The organism is Rhodococcus sp. 1168, assembly GCF_002091955.1.
GTDB lineage: Bacteria > Actinomycetota > Actinomycetes > Mycobacteriales > Mycobacteriaceae > Rhodococcoides.
Window position 1 is genome coordinate 41,320 of record NZ_MKKY01000063.1, and the last position, 20,169, is coordinate 61,488.

Sequence of the window (20,169 nt, forward strand, 5' to 3'; positions counted from 1 at the left end):
GGCATCTAATTCGCTCTGTGTTCTTATCGAGACTTTTTCGGTGTTAACTTCCCCGTATGCAAGGACTCGCCGTGGTGCTTTTTCCAGTACTCCTGATGCTCTTCTCGCTCGCTATGGAGCGCGTGGAAGGCAAACTGAGCAAGCTGGCGGTTCATGAGCACGACGTCGTGGAGTTTCTCGATCAGGCCAGTAGTTCCGAGGTGGCAACGCTCGCCAACGACGGGTTCCCGCACGCCCTCGACAAGCTCAATAACCGTAAGAAGCGCCCCCACGTGGTGAAGGATTCAGGCGCATTGGTGGACCAGCGCGCTAGTTGAGCGGTCCGTATCGCCCGGCATGCCCGTTTCGAGATGAAGTTTCGGTGAACTAGCCTTGGCCCGCAGATTATCCTCGGCGGTTCCGTGGCGTCGATCACTCGATGTCGGACTCGGCGAAGTAGACTTCACCGAGATTCTTGTCATGTTCAATTATTGGTGTGGCGTTGCTGGCCTTCGGGTGCGGACCCCACGCCGTGTGAAACGCCTTGTCGACTCGGGAAACTGAATCGACGACATCCTAAAAGGAGCGCAAGTGGACGACGTCCTGGCACGGGCCGGCATCTTCCAAGGAGTCGAACCCTCTGCGGTAGCAGCGCTGACCAAGCAATTGCAGCCGGTCGATTTCCCCCGAGGACATGTGGTCTTCAACGAGGGCGAGCCGGGTGATCGGCTGTACATCATCGTTTCCGGCAAGATCAAGCTCGGCCGCCGCTCGCCCGACGGTCGCGAGAACCTGCTGACCATCATGGGTCCGTCGGACATGTTCGGTGAACTCTCGATCTTCGACCCCGGCCCACGTACGTCCACGGCGACCACGGTCACCGAAGTTCGTGCCGTCAGCATGGACCGCGATGCCCTGAAAGCGTGGATCGATCAGCGTCCGGAGATTGCCGAGCAGCTTCTTCGCGTGCTGGCCCGCCGCCTCCGTCGTACCAACAACAACCTCGCGGACCTCATCTTCACCGATGTGCCTGGACGCGTCGCCAAAGCACTACTTCAGCTCGCACAGCGCTTCGGGACTCAGGAAGCCGGGTCACTCCGCGTCACCCACGACCTGACGCAGGAAGAGATCGCCCAGCTCGTCGGCGCGTCGCGTGAGACCGTGAACAAGGCACTGGCCGATTTCGCGCACCGCGGATGGCTGCGCCTAGAAGGCAAGAGCGTGCTGATCTCGGACTCCGAGCGCCTCGCTCGCCGAGCACGCTAGAAGTGCAGAGCTAGTTCTCGCGTAGGTATGCCAACTGTGTTTTGACCGACATGCGGGCTGCAGGCCACAGCTTCTTGTCCACATCCGAATAAACATGCTTGACCACCTGCATCGGCTTCGCATCGGCACCAAGTTCGTGCAGTGCTGCACGAACTTGGGCCAGCCGTTCGAGTCGATGTTTTCGATAGAACCGCACTACCTCGGGGAAATCGGCGATCTCGGCGCCGTGCCCGGGCAGAGCCACCTTGCCCTCACCCACTTCTTCGAGACGGTCGAGCGAGTCCAGGTAGTCGGCGAGGGTGCCGTCTTTCGGATCGAGCACCGTAGTTCCGCGTCCCAGAATGGTGTCACCGGTCAGGACGGCATCATCGAGGACGAAGCACAGCGAATCGGCTGTGTGCCCCGGCGTCGCCAGTACCGAGATGGACAGGCCGGCCGCGACGATCACCTCTCCGTCGGTCAACGGTGAGGTGTCGCCATGGACGTACTTGGACTCGAAGGCTCGGATCGGCGCGCCACTCTTGCGGTGAAACCTCTTCAGCCCTGCCGTGTGGTCCCAATGCCGATGGGTGACAAGCGCGAGAACCACGTTGCCAACCCCGGCAACCGCGTCGAGATGCTCGGAATCTTTCGGACCGGGGTCGACGACGACGCAGTCTTGGCTGCCAGGGGCGCGGAGGATCCACGTATTGGTGCCATCGAGCGTCATCTTGCCCGGATTGTCGGCGAGCAACACAGAAGCTGTGTCGGTCACCTGTCGAAGCTTTCCGTAGGCAGGGTGAGCAAGGGTCATAGACGTACCTTAGGACGAAGAGAGAAGTGGCACGAGGATCCTTGCCTCGCGGCGCCTAGGCCTCGGGTGTGAGCTCCACGATGAGCTCGACCTCGACTGCTGCGCCCAGGGGCAATTCGGCTACACCGACCGCAGAGCGCGCATGCACGCCTGCGTCCCCGAATATTTCACCGAGCAGGTTCGACGCCCCGTTCATCACCGGAGGTTGGCCGGTAAAGCCGGACGCCGACGCAACGAAGCCGACAACTTTGACGATGCGCTCGATGCGGTCGATCCCGACCAGCGAGTGGATTGCTGCCAACGCGTTGAGAGCGCACGTCCGCGCTGCTGCCGCAGCTTCCTCCGGAGACACCTCCGCACCAACCTTGCCGATGCAGGTCAACTTGCCGTCGACCATCGGCAGCTGGCCAGACGTATAGACGTACATACCCGTCCGCACCGCCGGCGTATACACCGCCAACGGTGGGACGACGGCGGGCAGTTCGATGCCCAGTTGGGCCAGTCGCGCGGACCAGTCGGCCATACCGGGTCAGGCCTTCGGACGCTTGAAGTAGGCCACGAGCGAGTCCCCGCCATTGGGGCCCGACATGATGGTCACCAGCTCCCAGCCCTCGGAACCGTAGTTGTCCAGAATCTGCTTCGTGGCGTGAATCAGAACCGGTGCGGTGAAGTACTCCCAGATAATCTTTTCGCTCATACCGACGAGCCTAGTCGGCATCGAGGATGCACCGGCGTCCCATCCGTCCTAGATCACGGACCAAGTCATGACCGGAGAGGGTGAGCTCGTGCCGGGTTCTATGGAGGCAACGGGCGATTCGTCTATATGGTCGTGATGTGGGTACCTCCAGTTTGTCAGCCTGGCCGGACAAGGCCGCAGCCGCTCGCTTGCATTTCGTGTCCGGCAAGGGCGGCACCGGTAAGTCGACGGTGGCCGCCGCTCTCGCACTTTCACTCGCCGCGGGCGGTCGACGCGTACTGCTGGTGGAGGTCGAGGGCAGGCAGGGAATCGCACAGCTTTTCGACGTGCCTCCGCTGCCACCCGTCGAGACCCGCGTTGCTTCGGCAGAGGGGGGCGGTGAGGTCTTCGCGCTCGCTATCGACATCGAGACGGCATTTCTCGAGTACCTCGACATGTTCTACAACCTCGGCTTTGCCGGACGAGCAATGCGCAAGATCGGCGCCATTGAGTTCGCGACGACCATCGCCCCCGGTCTCCGTGACGTTCTCCTGACCGGCAAGGTGAAGGAGTGCGTCGTCAGAACGGACAGGGCGGGGAACCGCGCGTACGACGAGGTCATCGTCGATTCACCGCCGACTGGGCGCATCGGCAGTTTTCTCGATGTGACCAAGGCGATGGCGGATTTGGCCAAGGGCGGCCCGGTCCGATCGCAGAGCGAAGGTGTTGTGCGCCTGCTGCATTCGTCGGAGACCGTCGTCCATCTCGTGACACTGCTCGAGGCTCTTCCAGTGCAGGAAACTGCCGACGCTGTCCGGGAACTCGAGGCTGCAGATCTGAGACTGGGAACCGTCATCGTCAACCGTACGGAGCCGACCTTCCTTCCTCCGGACGCACTCGCAGACGCAGCCGAGGGCGTCATCGACGCCGAGCTGATCCAGCAAGGACTGAAACGAGCTGGAATAGCATTGTCCGACAGCGACTTTGCCGGTCTTCTCACGGAAACGATCGAACATGCTTCGACGCTTGCTGCGCAGGTGGAGAGCGGAAGCCAACTCGACGAGCTGGACACGGCACGAATGCATCTGCCGATGCTCGGCGGGGGAATCGACCTCGGCGGACTGTACGAACTAGCAGCCAAGCTCACGGAACAGGGTGTCAAATGAGTTCTTCCGCAACGGATGTCCTCGACGTCTCCAGAATTCTCCTCGAGGACTCCTCACGCATCGTGGTGGTGTGTGGCGCCGGTGGTGTCGGCAAGACGACCACGGCGGCAGCGATGGCCCTTCGCGCGGCCGAGCAGGGCAGGAAGGTCGTGGTTCTCACCATCGATCCAGCCAGAAGACTCGCGCAGGCTCTCGGTGTCGGCGAACTCGACAACACTCCGCAGCCGGTGCAACTCGCGGCGGGCGCCACGGGCGAACTGCACGCGATGATGCTGAACATGCGTCGAACATTCGACGAGATGGTCATCGAGCACTCGACTCCGGAAAAAGCGGAACAAGTGTTGGCCAACCCCTTCTACCAAACTGTCGCATCCTCGTTCTCCGGTACGCAGGAATACATGGCGATGGAGAAACTGGGGCAACTCGCGGCCGATTCGACGTGGGATCTCATCGTCGTCGACACTCCGCCGTCACGTAACGCTCTCGACTTCCTCGACGCCCCACAGCGTCTCGGATCGTTCCTGGACGGTCGATTCATCCGCTTACTGATGGCACCCGGTCGAGGATTGACCAGGATCGTCACCAGCGCGATGGGCTTGGCGTTGAGAGGAGTCTCGACCGTCATCGGGAGCCAGATGCTCAACGATGCGTCGGCGTTCGTTCAATCACTCGATTCGATGTTCGGCGGGTTCAGGGAACGCGCGACGCTCACTTACCAACTGCTGCGTGAGAGCGGGACGAGCTTCGTGGTCGTCGCCGTGGCCGAGCCCGACGCGTTGCGTGAGGCTGCGTTTTTCGTGGATCGCCTCAGTAGCGAGGGCATGCCGTTGGCGGGGCTGATCCTCAACCGAACCCACCCGACCCTGTCGGCGTTGCCGGCCGACCATGCCGCCACCGCTGCTGATCAACTGGACGGTGACGACGACGCCTCTGCCGTCCTGACCGCCGCAGTACTGCGAATCCACGCTGCTCGCGCGGTCACCGCCACGCGCGAGCTTCGACTCCTGCGCCGCTTCACAGCGGCTCATCCCCGAATCCCTGTCGTCGGGGTCCCATCACTCCCCTTCGAAGTCTCGGACCTTCAGGCCCTACGCGCTGTGGCCGACCAACTCACCGGCACGGCGTAGCGCAGAGCACGACGAAGAAGCAGGCTCAAATAGCTGCTTGGGTCTGTCGTTGGCTTTCGAAGAACTCGGACCACGAGTCGACCTCGGGATGTTGCTTGAGCAGCGCGCGTCGCTGACGCTCCGTCATTCCACCCCACACCCCGAACTCGACGCGGTTGTCCAGCGCATCTGCGCCGCACTGCATCAATACCGGGCAGTGCCTGCAGATCGTTGCGGCCTTGCGCTGCGCTGCACCCCTGACGAATAGCTGGTCCGGGTCCATGCCCGAGCACCTTGCCTGCGCCACCCACGCAATACGCGCTTCGGCTTCTTCCACATCGAGCCGCGTCGGTGCTGCTGTCATGTTCATGTGCGGATCCCCTTTGCAGTTCGAACATCCTTGCTGGACGTTCCACAAGCTCTTTCGATCTCGAACTTCACCTCGAAGCACATAGATCTAGGAGCTGCCCCACATTCATATACAAGTGTTATCTGAATCACACCGTGCTCATAATTTAGGTAAAAGAAGCCGCGAACGCAAGACGGACATGGCAACTTTCTGGTACGGCCGTCTCGACCTGCGGCTCAGCAAATTCTCGGGGTACCGCGCCAGGGATCGAACCCCGCAAAGCGACGCAAGTCGAGCGCGCAGATCCGTGTCCACTGGGAGAGACGTCGTAGTCCACGTACGCTGTGCCTGTGTCAGTTGGAAAAACCGTGGCGAAGCTCGCCGGATGTTCAGCCCTTGCGGGTGCGTTGTTGGCCGGCGTCATGTTTCCGCTGGCAGGCGGGTTCGGATACGCATCCAACCGTGCGGCCGATACCGTCGACAATGTTTCGGCCGAATTAGTCGAGGGATCCGTGCCCGCGGTCTCGACGATGGTCGACAGTGCCGGCAATCCCATTGCGTGGTTGTACGAGCAACGCAGATTCGAAGTACCGAGCGAGAAGATCTCGAACGAGATGAAGCTCGCCATCGTCTCCATCGAGGACAAGCGGTTCGCCGAACACAAGGGTGTCGACTGGCAGGGCACAATGCGCGCGTTTCTGACCAACACCACCAGCGGTCAGGTCGAACAGGGTGCGTCGACCCTCGATCAGCAGTACGTCAAGAACTATCACCTGCTCGTCGTGGCCAAGACCGACGCCGAGCGTCGAGCAGCTATCGAGACGACGCCCGCCCGCAAGATCCGCGAGATCCGGATGGCGCTCACCCTCGACAAAGAGCTGACCAAGGACGAGATCCTCACCCGCTATCTGAACCTCGTCCCGTTCGGAAACTCGTCGTTCGGGATTCAAGACGCCGCACAGACCTATTTCGGCGTCGATGCAAGCGAGCTCGACGCCAGGCAGTCGGCCATGCTCGCAGGCATGGTGCAGTCGAGCTCGGCACTCAACCCGTATACCAACGAGCAGGGCGTCCTCGATCGGCGCAACACCGTCCTGGACACGATGATCCAGAACATCCCAGAACGCGCCACGGAATTTCGGGCCGCCAGGGCCGAGCCGCTCGGTGTACTCCCCGAACCCCAGATCCTGCCCCGCGGGTGTATTGCTGCCGGTGACCGCGGGTTCTTCTGCGACTACGCACTGCAATACCTGGCCAATGCAGGTATCAGCCGAGAGCAGATCGACCAGGGTGGATATCTGATCAAGACCACCCTCGACCCCGCTGTGCAGAACTCGACCAAAGCCTCGCTGGTAGCCAATACCAAACCGACTCTCGACGGCGTCGCGACGGTCATGAACGTCGTTGCGCCCGGCCAGGACGCCCACCGCGTCCTCGCTATGGGTAGCAGTCGAACCTACGGTCTGGATTCCGGTGCTGACGAGACGGTGCAGCCGCAGCCGTACTCGCTCGTAGGACACGGCGCAGGATCCATTTTCAAGGTGTTCACCACGGCCGCTGCGATGGAGCGCGGCCTCGGTACCAGCGCAACCCTGCAGGTCCCCAGACGGGCCGAGGTCCGAGGCATGGGCGACGGCGGCGCAAAGGGTTGCCCCGCCAACACGTATTGCGTGGAGAACGTCGGCGACTACCCTGCGTCACTCTCGGTTACCGATGCACTGGCGAAGTCTCCGAACACGGCGTTCGTCAAGTTGATCGAGTCCGTCGGAGTGACGCCGACGGTGGACATGGCGGTGCGCCTCGGCCTACGGTCCTACGCTGCACCGAACACCTCCGGCTTCGACGAGCGGAGCATGGCCGACTTCCAGAAGGACCAGAATCTCGGTTCCTTCACTCTCGGACCCACCTGGGTCAATCCTCTCGAGCTGTCGAATGTGGCGGCCACCCTCGCGTCGTCGGGAAAATGGTGCCCACCGACACCGATCGATTCGGTGTTCGACCGCAAGGGCAAGCAGGTGCCGGTGACCCAGCAGGCATGTGAGCAGGTCGTCGAGCCGGGCTTGGCCGACACCCTTTCCAATGCGATGAGCAAGGACGATCAGCCCGGTGGCACGTCCGCATCCGCTGCAGCATCGGTGGGGTGGAGTTTGCCGATGTCCGGCAAGACGGGCACGACCGAATCGCACATGTCGTCCGGGTTCCTCGGCTACACCAACAATGCTGCTGCTGCTGTATACACCTACGGAGACTCCCCGAGCCCCGGTGAGATCTGCTCGTTCCCATTGCGCCCATGTGGCGACGGCAATTTGTACGGCGGCAACGAGCCGGCTCGCACCTGGTACGGGGCCATGAATCCAGTGGCCGCCAACTTCGGCCCTGTTTCGCTGCCTCCCGTCGACCAGAAATACGTTCGCGGATCCGCCAATGGTCAGGTTCCTGACGTGACCGGCTCGACCCAGTCGTCCGCGACCGCAACCCTGCAGGCGGCAGGTTTTCAGGTCACCGTGGTGAGCACGTCCGACACTGCAGCACGAGGAACGGTCACCGGAATGTCCCCCTCGGGATCGGCTATCCCCGGTGCGATGATCACGATCTACGTGAGCGATGGATCCGTTCGACAGGCGCCACCGGCTCCGTCGCTTCCAGCACTACCGGAGCTTCCCAACATCCAGATTCCGGCAATACCGCCCAACCTTCCGATCCCTGCCATCCCCGGGCTCACGGTGCCCCGCTAGGGCGGAATCCATCGCACGAGATACACCCGCGTCGTGGGTGTATCTCGTGCGGATTGCCGGAGTTCGAACTTACAAGCGGTCCTTGACAGCCTTGGAGATCCGAGTGCCGTCGGCCTTGCCCTTGGCGAGCTCGGTAGCGACCTTCATGACCTGGCCCATCTGCCGGATTCCCGGACGCTCACCCAATTGCTCGGCGACCTGGGCAAGTGCGGTGTCTGCAATATCGGCCAGTTCGGCGTCGGTCAATGGCGTCGGCAGGTATTCGTCGATGATCTGCGCCTCGGCATGCTCGGTCGCCGCTAGCTCACCTCGGCCGTTCTGGGTGTAGATCTCTGCGGATTCACCGCGCTTCTTCGATTCCTTGGCAAGAATCTTGATGACCTGTTCGTCGGTGAGATCGTGGGCTTGCTTGCCGGATACTTCCTCGGTTTGGATCGCGGCGAGGAGCATTCGGATGGTCGCGGTTCGAAGTTTGTCTCTAGCCTTCATGGAGGTGGTCAGGTCGGTTCTCAGCTGGGACTTCAGTTCGGACATGTATCAGAACGCTACGCGGGCAGTGCCCTGGCTCGCACGTCGATTGCACCACCTGACGTATCGTGGAAGACGTGTCCGTGAAAATCACTACATCGGCCCGACTCCTCGCAGCAGCAGAACGTACTCGCGCCGCAGCCTCGGAGGCCCCCATCAGAAGCGCCGCGATTGCGACGGCCGGCGCGGCGGCACTCGGTATCGGTTATGCAACTCTCATCGAACGCAATGCGTTCACATTGCGGGAAACGTCGATGGCGGTGCTGGAACCTGGTTCGTCTTCGCTTCGGGTGCTGCACATCAGTGATCTGCACATGATGCCCGGGCAGCGTTCCAAACAGAATTGGCTCCGCGAACTCGACAGCCTGGAACCGGACCTGGTGGTCAACACCGGCGACAACCTGTCGCATCCACGCTCGGTTCCTGCCGTAGTCCAAGCTCTCGGTCCCTTGCTGTCTCGGCCGGGGCTGTTCGTCTTCGGCAGCAACGACTATTTCGCGCCGAAGCCGAAGAATCCACTCCTGTACTTCAAGAAAGATCGCAAGAAGGTACTCGGTGAAGCACTGCCGTGGCGTGACCTGCGGGCCGCCTTCTCCGAACGCGGTTGGCACGACGTGACGCATGTGCGCAGAGAGCTCGAAGTTGCGGGCGTGCGTATCGCTTCGGCCGGTGTCGACGATCCTCATCTCGAGCGCGACCGGTACGACACAATCGCAGGCCAGCCGAATCCGCTCGCAGACCTTCGGCTGGGAATCACGCACTCCCCCGAGCCACGAGTGCTGGATCGTTTCGCCGACGACGGATACGACTTGGTCCTTGCCGGACACACGCACGGTGGTCAACTCTGCCTACCGTTCTACGGTGCCCTCGTCACCAACTGCGAGCTCGATCGGTCTCGGGTGAAGGGTCCATCGAAGTGGGGCGCACATACCCAGCTGCACGTCTCCGCCGGCGTCGGCACTTCTCCCTATGCCCCGGCCCGGTTCTGCTGCAGGCCCGAAGCGACCCTGCTGACGCTGACCCCCGCCCCGCGTCAGGGTCCTCGCGAAGGTTCGGACGAGGGCGTTTCGCGTTCTGAGGCAGTCGTGAGCTAGACTCTCCGAGGCGGTACACGGGGTGTGGCGCAGCTTGGTAGCGCGCTTCGTTCGGGACGAAGAGGTCGTGGGTTCGAATCCCGCCACCCCGACAAAGTATCGGTGAATCACAAAAGTCCTGGCCTTTCCACAAGGCCAGGACTTTTGCGTTCTCGACTCAGTTCGCAGCGGCGCGCAGCTTTTCCAACAACGGACCTGCAGCCTCGGCGAGGAATTGTTCCTGGGTTTCGTCACCGACCTGCACGAGGGCGATGTCGGTGAAACCCGCCTCCCAGTACGGCTTGACGGACTCGACGATCGCATCGAGGTCCGGTCCACAAGGAATTGTATCGGCAACATCTTCCTTGCGGACGAACTGCGTTGCTCCGGCGAACCCGGCCGTCGTCGGGAGGTCCGCGTTGACAGCCCAGCCGCCGGCGAACCAACGAAAACGATCGTGCGCGCGGTCGATTGCTGCATTCTTGTCCGGATCCGAGACCGCGATTCCGATCGGAATGCCGCCGTCGGGCACATCCCAGATCTTGGCAGAATCGACGCGAAAGTGCTTGCCCTCGTACGTGATCAACTCGCCTGTGCAAAGTTGCGCGATGATCTCGAGAGCTTCGACGAACATGTCCTGACGCTTGTCGGTCGATGGCCACCCCTCACCGACGACATGTTCGTTCAGATTCTCCCCGCTGCCGAGTCCGAGCGTGAACCTGCCGTCGGCGAGTATCTGCATGGTCGCGGCCTTCTGGGCGACGACGGCAGGGTGGCAACGAGAATGTGGCTATCGCCCAGCACTTTTCGTCACTCCCCTATCGCTTCGTGGTGGCATCGTGCGAGCGTGCGATGGTCAGCGCCGCCGCCAGCAGTACCGAAGCATCGAGCCCTTCCGCGCCTGGATATGCCATGTAGGACTGCCGCTCGTCCGACCAGCAGCTCTCTTCGATGTACGCCCTGATTCGCTCGCTCGGCTCGCCATCTGTCGGGGATGCCGGGGATCTGGCCGTCCTCGGCGAGGTATACAGCGCAGTCGAGTGCCTGCCAGCAACCGAGCTTCGAACTCGTGAAATGCTGCTCGTCCTCGAGTTCCCAGATTCCCGCATCTCGCTGCTGCCAGGAATCGCATGTCTGGTCCGCGATCGTCGCGAGGAGTCGACCAGTGGAAGCATCGAGCACATTGCCCGCATCGACGTACAACCAAACGATCGAGAATAGATCTCCGAATATGCTCAGCTGCAGTTGATCTGCAGCCCGATTACCGTTAACGACGGGCCCGATGCCACGCCACCCCGGCACGTCGGGTCGCTCGGTCCCGCCGGGCAATTCACCACCGAGGGTGTATAAGACATTGACCAGAGGATCGTTGGCCCGGATGACTTTCAGTAGCCACGCAACGGCGGCGTGTACTTCTTCGCGCACCCCGAACCGAATCAAAGCTCTGAGTGTGTACGCGGTGTCGCAGACCCACGCGTAGCGGTAGTCCCAGTTCTTACCTCCTGCAGGATTCTCCGGCAGCGAGGTCGTCGCTGCGGCAGCAATGGCCCCAGAGGGACTGTGAAGCAACAACTTCAGCGCGAGAGCACTCCGTGCCACGTCCGCCGCCCACGGGCCGTCGTACTGGAATTTGTCGGTCCACGCACGCCAGTTCGCGATGGTTCGGTCGACGCCTTCGTCGACCTCCCGGGGGTCCGGGATATTCAGTGGTTCGCTTTCGGTGCCGGCCAGGCCCACGGCGATGCTTTGCCGAGCATCGTGCCCGGCGAAACCCGCCACTCCATCTCGACCACACCTCGAGACCGTCTGTTCGACGGGCGAGTTCCAGCCACGGCAATCGACCCGCCACCCCGGTATTGAGGGAATCGGTGACTCGTACCGACCCGGTTGCGGTTCGGTAGGTGGAGGTCAAAACGTTGGTTCCATCGACGAATTCCCGCTCGACCGTGAACGGTCCGGCCGGTGACAGTTCGAATCTTCCGCCGTGTTCGGCATCGAGAAGTGCCGCAAACGTCGGCGGCGAGTCGAGATTGGGGATGGGCAGCCAGTCGATCCGGCCGTCCAGTGCGATCAGGGCTACTGTTCGCCCGTCTCCGATGGCGGCATAATTCTCGATTGCGGTGTATCCGTGTTCACGACTCATTCTGTGGTCACCCGGCCTCGAAGAATGCCGCAGTTGAACCTTGACCACTCGAGGGTTCGCTCATTCCAGCGTCGTACCCGACGCCTACAGCCACGAAACACGGCCTACAGCCACGAAACACGCAAGAGGGCCCCTCGGCATGCGAGGGGCCCTCTTGCGTTGCGTTGGGACGATCTAGCCGACCTGTGCCTGCCACATCCAGTGCAACTGCTCGAGTCGTGCGGTGATCGCGATCAGCAGATCCTGGGTGACCGGGTCGGCCGCCTCGGTATCGGCGATGCGGCCACGTAGGCGATCGATCACAGCGGCGAGATTGTCCACCACTGCGGCGGTGACCTGCTCGTCCTTGGTCCAGCCGTCACCGATTCCCTTGGTTCCCGCCGTCGCCGAAACCGTGGCGGAGCGGCCGTCCGGGCTGACCCCGATCGCGGTGGCGCGCTCGGCCGACGAATCGGTGAACTCGCGCGCTGCGGCTACCAGTTCGTCCAAAGCGAGGTGGACCGAACGGAAGTTCTTTCCGATGACGTTCCAATGGGCCTGCTTGGCGATCAAGGACAAGTCGATCAGGTCCACGACGGTGCCCTGCAGCGCGTCGCCTGCGATCTTCTGCTGTCCTGCGTCGAGTGAACTGGTAATGGGGTTGTTCATGATGTGCCTCCTTTGTGAGATTCGGCGGGAAGATACGACCGGTGGGACGCTCGAACGTTCAGTCGGGCAACTAGACCTTTGCGGCCTCGTCGCCAGGCGCAGTCGGCGACTGGCTCGTCGTCGGCTCGGTGTCGGACTGACCTGCACGGACGCCTTCTTCGACCTTCTTGCCGAGTTCTCGGTCCACGTTCGACCAGTACTGGAAGACGCGAACCAGTACTTCCTCGGTCACGCCGTTGAGCGCATGTCCGACGATGTTTCCTACCAAGCGCTCCCGCGCCGCATCATCCATGACCTCGCGGTACAGCGTCCCGGGCTGAACGAAGTCACCATCCTCGGGATGCTCGATATAACCGGTGCGCACGAACCGTGGCTCGAAGTCCCAGGATCCGTCGTCGCCGTAGGTATTCGTGTCGGCCTTCGGTCCGCCGTACGAGTTCGGTGCGTACACAGGTGTGTCGGCAGAATTGAACGAGTACCGCATCGACCCGTCCTTGGAGTACGAATTGACCGGAACCTTCGGTGCATTGACGGGCAGCTGCGCGTAGTTGGCGCCGATCCGGTAGCGGTGTGCATCGGCGTAGGAGAAGACACGGCCGAGCAGCATCTTGTCCGGGCTGAACCCGATGCCGGGAACGATGTTCGACGGCTCGAAGGAGCTCTGCTCGATCTGGGCGTGGAAGTTCTCCGGGTTGCGATTGAGGGTCATCTTACCGACCTCGATCAGCGGGTAATCCTTCTGCGACCAGGTCTTGGTGAGGTCGAAAGGGTTGAACTTGTAGTCTTCTGCATCGTTGTACGGCATGATCTGCACCTTGAGCGTCCAGCTGGGGAAGTCGCCCTTCTTGATGGAGCCGAACAGGTCCTGACGGTGATGATCGGGCGAGGTCCCGGCAAGTTCGTCGGCCTTGGCCTGCGTCAAGAATTCGATGCCCTGGTCGGTCTTGAAGTGGAACTTCACCCAGTTGCGTTCACCTGCCTCGTTGATCAGCTGGTAGGTGTGCGAACCGAATCCGTCCATGTGGCGGAACGACTTCGGGATGCCGCGGTCCCCCATGAGCCAAGTAACCTGATGCGCGGTCTCCGGAGAGAGAGTCCAGAAGTCCCACTGCATATTGTTATCGCGCAATCCGGAGTCCGGCATGCGCTTCTGGCTCCGAATGAAGTCCTGGAACTTCATCGGATCCCTCATGAAGAAGACAGGGGTGTTGTTGCCCACGAGGTCCCAGTTGCCTTCCTCGGTATAGAACTTGAGCGAGAATCCGCGCGGATCGCGCCAGGTGTCAGGGCTACCCTGCTCGCCCGCCACCGTGGAGAAGCGTGCCAACATTTCGGTCTTGGCGCCGGGCTGGAGCACCTTGGCCTTCGTGAATTTGCTTATATCACCGGTGATTTCGAGGTCACCGAATGCACCTGCGCCCTTGGCGTGGACGACACGCTCGGGGACACGCTCGCGGTTGAACTGCGCCATCTTCTCGATGAGGTAATGGTCATGTAGCAGGATCGGACCCTGCGTGCCTGCAGTGAGCGAATGCTCGTCGCTGGCTACCGGAATTCCAGCATTACTGGTGGTCGGCTTGGTCATATGCGCAGCCTCCTAAGTTGATGGGTGGTCGCCTACCGGGGGGGCTGACTCGGAAAGCTTGGTTCGACGCCGCCTGCGTTGAAATGGCGTTTCGAGCGGATGCAACCGAAGGTGCCGTGTTCGAGTCCAGATGCGAATCACGTGTCGATGCGCAGTCGGAACAGAGCCCCCAGAACACGATTTCGGCTTCCTCGACGACGAATCCATGAGACTCCGACGGCTCGAGGCATGGCGATCGGCCGACGACGCAATCGACGTCGACCACTGTTGTGCATACGCGGCAGACCAGGTGATGGTGATTGTCGCCGGTTCTGCTTTCATACAGCGCAGACGAACCTGCAGGTTCGATCCGCCGGAGAAGTCCGGCACCGACGCAGGCACGAAGAACGTCGTACACCGCCTGCGTGGACACCGAGCCGAGATGGGATCGCACCACTGCTGCTACCTCATCTGCATCCGAATGCGGCTGGGCTGCAACCGCAGTCAGAACCGCCACCCGTGGCGCCGTCACTCGCAGACCCACCGAGCGCAGTTGCGCGGTGGGTTCGAGCGTGGCGTCGTTCAGCGGCATGCATTCGAGTATGCCCCTTTTCTGGAATTAGTCAAGAAAAGGCAGGCTAACTACACATGACCCACGCTGAGCAGGGACGACGGCCCAGTCACCATTCGGCCAGAAACGATCTGCAACCCGAAATGGGTGCCCGGGGCAATCCACTCGCCCAAGCTCGGACCCGACGCAGCGACCTGGACCCGCGCCGGCCGAGCCTTGCCCGTCAACCGCGCGGTCGCCAGAACCGAACCCTCGTCCGAAGGCTGCGCGAACCCGAGTGCACCCTTGATGGGAAAGCTCGGGCCGATACCTTTCGCCTGCGTGCGCACCGACCATCCGCCTCTCGACGACTCGTCACCCGACACCCCTGCACCCGATACCGAGGCGTCGGCAAGTACGTCGCCGCCGAAGTCCGCGAGAACTTTGGGTAGATGCCAGTGTGTGCGGCCACCGTGCACCGAAGTCTCGGAGTCGGCAGCGATGAACGGAACCGACATTCGTGGCATCGCCCCCAATCCACGACCCGGACGCTGCAGGACCGGACTGGCGAGAACCTCGCGGTACGGCCCGACCGGTGAGTTCAGGTAATCGATGACCATCACCACCGAGATCGGAATTGTCCGGCCACGCAGTAGCGCACGCCCGGCGGGCCGAGCCCGGTGCCACCAGATGGTGGCTCTCACTTCGGCGGGCCACGGCGGCGGCGGGCTTACCGGCCACTCGGTTCTCGCCGATTCGGATTCGGTCACGCTCCACATGTCGTACCTCCGGGAGCGTCGACCGATACGACAGTCAGCGGCAGTCGCAGTGCGCCAGGAGCAGCGGCGGGTACGACCGGGCATCGAGGCGACGTCGGTAGAACCTCGCGGTATCCCGATCCCAGTTCTGGTCGTCGGTCCGGCTCCCCCTTGTTCGGCCACAACGCCATAGCGCGCTCGGCCTGGGCAGTAATGGTGAGCGATGGGTTGACACCGAGGTTGGCGCTGATGGCCGACCCGTCCACGACATGGAGACCAACGTGTCCGTAGACGCGGTGATAGGCGTCGACGACGCCGGTGTCGGCCGAGGCTCCGATAGCGCATCCGCCGAGAAAGTGGGCGGTCATGGGGATGTTGACGATCTCGGCTATGGACCCACCGGGATCGCCACCGATCTTGTCTGCAAGCAGCCTGATAGCCTCGTGTCCTTGCGGGATCCACTGCGGTGGCGGCTCGCCGGCTCCCGGCCGAGAGGTGAGGCGATGCCTGCCGAAGACACCGGACTTGGAGCCGAGCTCGAGCGAATTGTCGTCGGTCTGCATCACCAGCGCGATCACCGTCCGCTCCGACCAATGACGGACCGACAGGCTGCGAAATGCCGATCCCGGATGACGCAATGCCACGCCGAGCGTTTTCAGAATACGAGGCGTTCTACCTCCGCCGTCGCTCAGCACGGTCTGCAACAGCCCGATCGCGTTGCTGCCCTTGCCATATCGAACTGGCTCGATATGCGTGTGGTCATCGGGATGGAACGATGAGGTGATCGCGACGCCTTCGGTGTAGTCGACCTCGCGGCCACGTGCGGTCGCGGCAAGCACGGCCTCGGAATTGGTCCGCACCAGTGAGCCGATCCTGTCCGACAGATTCGGCAGTCCAGCAGTGTCCTTCATCGCCAACATCAGCTTTTGGGTTCCGTACGTACCGGCTGCGAAGACCACTTGGTCTGCCGTCAGCACGGTGACGGTTCGGCGAAGCTTGCCACCGGTCCTGCGTGTGGAAACCTCGTATCCACCGCCTGCCGCGGGCCGAACAGCCGTCACGGTTGTCAGTGGAAGTACTTGTGCGCCAGCCTTTTCTGCCAGGTACAGATAGTTCTTGACAAGAGTATTCTTGGCCCCGACCCGGCATCCCGTCATGCACGATCCGCACTCGGTACACCCGGTGCGCGTTGGTCCGACGCCACCGAAGAACGGATCCGCCGACTCCTTCCCTGGCGTTCCGAAGAAGACGCCGACCGGCGTGCTGGTGAAGGTGTCACCGACTCCCATGTCCTCGGCGACTTCCTTCATGACTTTGTCGGAGGGAGTGATGGTCGGGTTCGTCTGAACGCCCAACATCCGTTTGGCCTGGTCGTAGTACGGCGCGAGCTCCCGATGCCAGTCGGTGATGTGCCCCCATTGCGGATCCTCGAAGAATTTGCGTGGAGGTTGGTACAGCGTGTTGGCATAGTTGAGCGAACCACCACCGACGCCCGCGCCTGCCATCACCAGGACATCGGGGAGAAGATGGATTCTTTGAACGCCATAGCATCCGATAGCGGGTGCCCACAGATACTTTCGGAGCCGCCAACTCGTCTTCGGTAATTCTTCGTCGGTGAAGCGCCGGCCGGATTCGAGGACTCCGACGCGGTACCCCTTCTCCACTGCGCGCAAGGCCGCCACGCTACCGCCGAACCCTGATCCGATGACGAGGACGTCGAAGTCGCTCATACCCGAACGCCTTTCCGCAATTTCGTACTCACATAGTCGTTAGCGTCGAAGGTGCGAGTCGAATTTCGGAAGGTGAAGGTGTACGTCGGCCACATGACCGGATTGCGGCCCTCCGCATCCAGGTACCAACTCGAGCAACCGCCCGAATTCCACACCGTTCCCGCCAATGAGTCATGAATCCACGAATTATATTGCCGCTGAGCCGCTTCGGTAACCTCTACGCTGACGATCCCGCCCTCTCGCATCTGTTCGAGTGCGGAGGCGAGATAGTTCGCCTGCGACTCGAGCATGTACACGATCGAACTGTGGCCGAGGTTGGTGTTGGGACCGTACATGAGGAACAGGTTGGGGAACCCATGCACCGTGGTGCCGCGGAACGCATTGGGGCTGCCGTCCCAATGCTCGGCGAGGGTGCGCCCGTCGAGGCCGGTCAGCGCGTGCGATACCGGAGGCTCCGTCGGGGTGAATCCGGTGGCGAAGATGATCGTGTCTACCGGATACGAGTTGCCGGCCGCATCGACCACCGAATCTTCGGTGACCGAAGTAAGCGCACTCGTGACGAGGTCGACATCGGGCCGATCGAGAGTGGAGAGCCAATCGTTGGAGAGAAGCATTCTTTTGCAGCCGATCGTGAAATCCGGGGTCAGCGCAGCTCGCGTTCGAGGATTCTTCACCTGCCTGCGCAGATGAGCCTTGGCTACCACCGACACCGCCGGTAGCACCCAAGGGTTGTGCGCCAGCGCGGTGACGTAGAGCTCGCGGTAGCTGTATATCGTTCCCCGTACTGCCTTTTGGACAGCCGGAAACTTCCGATACAGCGTGCGTTCGACTTTACTGAGCGTGCGGTCCAGCCTGGGAATCACCCAAGCGGGCGTTCGTTGAAAGACCGTCAGCCGTTCGGCGCGGTCGACGATCTCGGGAACGAACTGGACAGCGGATGCACCGGTGCCGATGACCGCTATGCGGCGACCGGTCAGGTCCTGTTCGTGATCCCACGTCGCCGAGTGGAATACCGTGCCGGTGAATTTCTCCAGTCCGGCTACATCAGGCAACTTCGGGGTCGACAGTGCACCGGTGGCGGCAACGAGGACGTCGGCGTGCACGATGCCCTTGCTCGTCTCGACGAGCCAGAGGTTCTGCGCCGCATCCCATCTCGCCGCATCGAGCGAGCAGTCGGTGATGATTCTGCTGCCCAGACCCGACTTGTCGACGACCCCGCGCAGGTAGCGGTAGATCTCCGGTTGACGCGCGAAGGTGTGCGACCACTCGGGGCTCGGTGCGAAGGAGAAGGAGTACAGCGAGGTCGGGACGTCGCATGCGCATCCGGGATACGTATTGTCACGCCACGTTCCGCCGACGTCGTGCGCTCGTTCGATGACGAGAACATCGGCGTCGGGGTCGTCCTGCAGGATGCGGGAGACCGCGGCAATACCGGCAAAACCAGCTCCCACGACAAGTACGTGTACCGATTTCGGCAACGTAGATTTTTCAGGGAGAGTGGATTCCTCGGCAAGGATTGATTGGGTACTTGTCATGACTGGATCACCTTTGCCTCCCATACCGGGAGAAGTCGGGCCCGCAACTGGGCGTCGGCGTCGGGAGTGCGGAATATCGAGGACACCGCCAGTCCACGAGCGAGCTCTACGCTCAGCTCGATGGATTCGGGCGACATCGACTTGCCCATGATTTCGGCGGCACCGCCGGCAATGGCGTCGGCGACCTTACGTTCCAGCGGAACCATGGCCTCGTGCAATATCGGGTCGGTTCGCGCAGCCACCCACAGTTCGAGGGCAGCGTAGAACAGCGGTCCGGAAAACGCTTCGCTGAGGAGTTCGACGCCCCGGGCGCCATCGGTGTTTGCCCCGAGAATCTCGGCCAGCCGCTTGTCCACCAGATGTTCGACAGCGGCAGTGACAAGCGATTCTTTGGTCGGGAAGTGGTGCAACTGTGCTCCGCGGGACACGCCGGCACGCCGTGCGATCTCCTGCGTGCTGGTCCTCGCGAAACCCTTCTCGACCAGGCAGTCGATTGCCGCGTCGAGCAGTTTTGTCTGCGTCCCAGCAGTGCGTTGCGCCTGCGTGCGACGCTCCTGTGGCTGAGTGGTCTGGGTCACAGGAGTGACTGTAGCCTCAAATCAACAAACAGTCCAGACTGCTTTTAAGTTCGGCGAGACCCCCAGTCATGGTCGGCGGCATCATCAAGGGAAAGTACGTCAAGCTCACCCGCTTGATGGACGGAGCGACCGCGGCGATACCACCCTCGAAGCCGCCGTGACGCTCTCCTGCTGGTGGCGTGTCCCCGGTAAACGGGGCCACCCTGTTTTAGAGTCTTGTTGCCCATGAACTGGGCGGATAGCGGGTTGATGGCGTAGATCGTGTATCCGCCTGCGAGCAGCGCAGATACCCACAACCCTCGGTCGGTTTCTATCCCGATGACGACATCGGCTGGCGTGGGGGCGTGCGCGGCCACGACGTCGTGGAATGCCGCGATACCTGCCAACCCTTCAGGTAGTCGGCGCGTGGCCAGGCGTTTACCGTCGGTGTTCATTACGTGGATATCGTGGTGGTCTTCGGCCCAGTCGTCTCCTACGAAAATCATGTTGCATTCCTCTCCTCGCACGCGTTCGGTCATTGCTCGGTGAGCCTTCGAGGGATCCGGACTGCGACCTAATGGATCAGTGCCCAGTGCGGCACGACACCCCAGCAGCGTTCTGTGGAACCCTCACCGACTGGTGGGTGCACGATCTATCCTCAGGAGTCGAGAAGTTCACTCCCGGACGATGAAGTGCTCACCCACCAGCGGCTCAGTGATCAGCATTCTCCGACAGGGCTGCGCGGTGACGAAGACTCGCCGATCGAGTCCCATTAGGACGATGGAGAACATGGCTGGACGGAAACGCAACTCTGCCGAGGACATCGTGCGCAAACTACGGCGCGCCGATGAACTCACCGCTGCAGGCAAGACGCAGGAGGAGATCGCGGCAGACCTCGAGGTATCGGCGGCGACCTTGTACAACTGGCGTCGCCAGTACGGCGGGATGGACACCGACGCCGCGAAGGAACTCAAGGACCTGCGCGAGCAGAACTGCAAGCTCAAACGCCTGCT

The 20,169-nt window shown here is 62.0% G+C and carries 20 protein-coding genes, 1 tRNA gene and 3 pseudogenes; 8 read left to right on the plus strand and 16 right to left on the minus strand.

Going from position 1 to position 20,169, the window contains the following annotated elements:
- Positions 1 to 56 precede the first annotated feature (56 nt).
- The gene (locus BJI47_RS12290) at positions 57 to 317 is read left to right on the plus strand and encodes a hypothetical protein (RefSeq protein ID WP_088944000.1); all 261 of its coding nucleotides are present in this window, start codon (positions 57 to 59) and stop codon (positions 315 to 317) included.
- A gap of 253 nt (positions 318 to 570) precedes the next feature.
- On the plus strand, positions 571 to 1,245 hold the full coding sequence (locus BJI47_RS12295) for a Crp/Fnr family transcriptional regulator (protein ID WP_019662947.1): 675 nt from the start codon (positions 571 to 573) through the stop codon (positions 1,243 to 1,245).
- A gap of 10 nt (positions 1,246 to 1,255) precedes the next feature.
- On the opposite strand, the gene BJI47_RS12300 is transcribed toward BJI47_RS12295, so the two are convergent.
- Genes BJI47_RS12300 through BJI47_RS12310 form a run of 3 tightly spaced genes read right to left on the minus strand, consistent with a single transcriptional unit; the run spans position 1,256 to position 2,735 of the window.
- Positions 1,256 to 2,038 carry an MBL fold metallo-hydrolase gene (locus tag BJI47_RS12300; RefSeq protein ID WP_088944001.1) on the minus strand — a complete coding sequence of 261 codons (783 nt, stop codon included), beginning with the start codon at positions 2,036 to 2,038 and terminating at the stop codon, positions 1,256 to 1,258.
- A gap of 55 nt (positions 2,039 to 2,093) precedes the next feature.
- Positions 2,094 to 2,561, minus strand: coding sequence for a RidA family protein (locus BJI47_RS12305; protein WP_088944002.1), 468 nt, complete (start codon positions 2,559 to 2,561; stop codon positions 2,094 to 2,096).
- Positions 2,562 to 2,567: 6 nt separating this feature from the next.
- Positions 2,568 to 2,735, minus strand: coding sequence for a DUF4177 domain-containing protein (locus BJI47_RS12310; RefSeq protein ID WP_088944003.1), 168 nt, complete (start codon positions 2,733 to 2,735; stop codon positions 2,568 to 2,570).
- A gap of 137 nt (positions 2,736 to 2,872) precedes the next feature.
- On the opposite strand from BJI47_RS12310, the gene BJI47_RS12315 reads away from it, so the two are divergent.
- Entirely contained in the window at positions 2,873 to 3,880 is a 1,008-nt protein-coding gene (locus BJI47_RS12315) for an ArsA-related P-loop ATPase (protein WP_088944004.1), read from the plus strand.
- Positions 3,877 to 5,007 carry an ArsA family ATPase gene (locus BJI47_RS12320; protein WP_088944005.1) on the plus strand — a complete coding sequence of 377 codons (1,131 nt, stop codon included), beginning with the start codon at positions 3,877 to 3,879 and terminating at the stop codon, positions 5,005 to 5,007. Before BJI47_RS12315 ends, BJI47_RS12320 begins: the two co-directional genes overlap by 4 nt.
- A gap of 25 nt (positions 5,008 to 5,032) precedes the next feature.
- Here BJI47_RS12320 and BJI47_RS12325 read toward each other — a convergent pair whose 3' ends face one another.
- Entirely contained in the window at positions 5,033 to 5,356 is a 324-nt protein-coding gene (locus BJI47_RS12325; RefSeq protein ID WP_084345639.1) for a WhiB family transcriptional regulator, read from the minus strand.
- A gap of 347 nt (positions 5,357 to 5,703) precedes the next feature.
- On the opposite strand from BJI47_RS12325, the gene BJI47_RS12330 reads away from it, so the two are divergent.
- A complete protein-coding gene (locus BJI47_RS12330; RefSeq protein ID WP_088944019.1) occupies positions 5,704 to 8,070 on the plus strand; it encodes a penicillin-binding protein in 2,367 nt (788 codons plus the stop codon).
- Between the two features lie 69 nt (positions 8,071 to 8,139).
- On the opposite strand, the gene BJI47_RS12335 is transcribed toward BJI47_RS12330, so the two are convergent.
- Positions 8,140 to 8,604: a GatB/YqeY domain-containing protein gene (locus BJI47_RS12335; protein WP_088944006.1), complete on the minus strand. Its 465-nt coding sequence runs from the start codon at positions 8,602 to 8,604 to the stop codon at positions 8,140 to 8,142.
- A gap of 149 nt (positions 8,605 to 8,753) precedes the next feature.
- Here BJI47_RS12335 and BJI47_RS12340 point away from each other — a divergent pair, with 149 nt between their 5' ends.
- Both BJI47_RS12340 and BJI47_RS12345 read left to right on the plus strand, forming a co-directional pair.
- Positions 8,754 to 9,692, plus strand: a complete 939-nt coding sequence (locus BJI47_RS12340; RefSeq protein ID WP_088944020.1) for a metallophosphoesterase — start codon at positions 8,754 to 8,756, stop codon at positions 9,690 to 9,692.
- A gap of 18 nt (positions 9,693 to 9,710) precedes the next feature.
- Positions 9,711 to 9,784, plus strand: a tRNA-Pro gene (locus BJI47_RS12345).
- Between the two features lie 65 nt (positions 9,785 to 9,849).
- On the opposite strand, the pseudogene BJI47_RS12350 reads toward BJI47_RS12345, so the two are convergent.
- The 11 genes and pseudogenes from BJI47_RS12350 to BJI47_RS12395 all read right to left on the minus strand — a co-directional run.
- Positions 9,850 to 10,446, minus strand: a pseudogene (locus tag BJI47_RS12350) (LLM class flavin-dependent oxidoreductase); the annotation flags it as partial.
- A gap of 35 nt (positions 10,447 to 10,481) precedes the next feature.
- The gene (locus tag BJI47_RS12355; RefSeq protein ID WP_254900565.1) at positions 10,482 to 11,450 is read right to left on the minus strand and encodes a glycoside hydrolase family 15 protein; all 969 of its coding nucleotides are present in this window, start codon (positions 11,448 to 11,450) and stop codon (positions 10,482 to 10,484) included.
- A gap of 130 nt (positions 11,451 to 11,580) precedes the next feature.
- A pseudogene (locus BJI47_RS24635) lies at positions 11,581 to 11,814 on the minus strand (trehalase-like domain-containing protein); the annotation flags it as partial.
- A gap of 174 nt (positions 11,815 to 11,988) precedes the next feature.
- The gene (locus BJI47_RS12360; RefSeq protein WP_088944007.1) at positions 11,989 to 12,462 is read right to left on the minus strand and encodes a Dps family protein; all 474 of its coding nucleotides are present in this window, start codon (positions 12,460 to 12,462) and stop codon (positions 11,989 to 11,991) included.
- A 70-nt stretch (positions 12,463 to 12,532) separates the two neighbouring features.
- Positions 12,533 to 14,047 carry a catalase gene (locus BJI47_RS12365; protein ID WP_088944008.1) on the minus strand — a complete coding sequence of 505 codons (1,515 nt, stop codon included), beginning with the start codon at positions 14,045 to 14,047 and terminating at the stop codon, positions 12,533 to 12,535.
- Positions 14,025 to 14,612, minus strand: a complete 588-nt coding sequence (locus BJI47_RS12370; RefSeq protein WP_368655890.1) for a Fur family transcriptional regulator — start codon at positions 14,610 to 14,612, stop codon at positions 14,025 to 14,027. The genes BJI47_RS12365 and BJI47_RS12370 overlap by 23 nt, the downstream gene beginning before the upstream one ends.
- Positions 14,613 to 14,668: 56 nt before the next feature.
- Positions 14,669 to 15,355: a hypothetical protein gene (locus tag BJI47_RS12375; protein WP_088944010.1), complete on the minus strand. Its 687-nt coding sequence runs from the start codon at positions 15,353 to 15,355 to the stop codon at positions 14,669 to 14,671.
- Positions 15,343 to 17,064 carry a GMC family oxidoreductase gene (locus BJI47_RS12380; RefSeq protein WP_088944011.1) on the minus strand — a complete coding sequence of 574 codons (1,722 nt, stop codon included), beginning with the start codon at positions 17,062 to 17,064 and terminating at the stop codon, positions 15,343 to 15,345. Before BJI47_RS12380 ends, BJI47_RS12375 begins: the two co-directional genes overlap by 13 nt.
- A complete protein-coding gene (locus BJI47_RS12385) occupies positions 17,061 to 18,599 on the minus strand; it encodes an NAD(P)/FAD-dependent oxidoreductase (RefSeq protein ID WP_088944012.1) in 1,539 nt (512 codons plus the stop codon). The genes BJI47_RS12380 and BJI47_RS12385 overlap by 4 nt, the downstream gene beginning before the upstream one ends.
- Complete coding sequence (locus BJI47_RS12390) at positions 18,596 to 19,177, minus strand: TetR/AcrR family transcriptional regulator (protein WP_088944013.1); 582 nt, start codon at positions 19,175 to 19,177, stop codon at positions 18,596 to 18,598. Before BJI47_RS12390 ends, BJI47_RS12385 begins: the two co-directional genes overlap by 4 nt.
- 233 nt (positions 19,178 to 19,410) lie before the next feature.
- A pseudogene (locus BJI47_RS12395) lies at positions 19,411 to 19,662 on the minus strand (transposase); the annotation flags it as partial.
- Positions 19,663 to 19,945: 283 nt separating this feature from the next.
- Here BJI47_RS12395 and BJI47_RS12400 point away from each other — a divergent pair.
- A partial coding sequence (locus tag BJI47_RS12400; RefSeq protein ID WP_254900468.1) for a transposase occupies positions 19,946 to 20,169 on the plus strand: 224 nt, incomplete at its 3' end.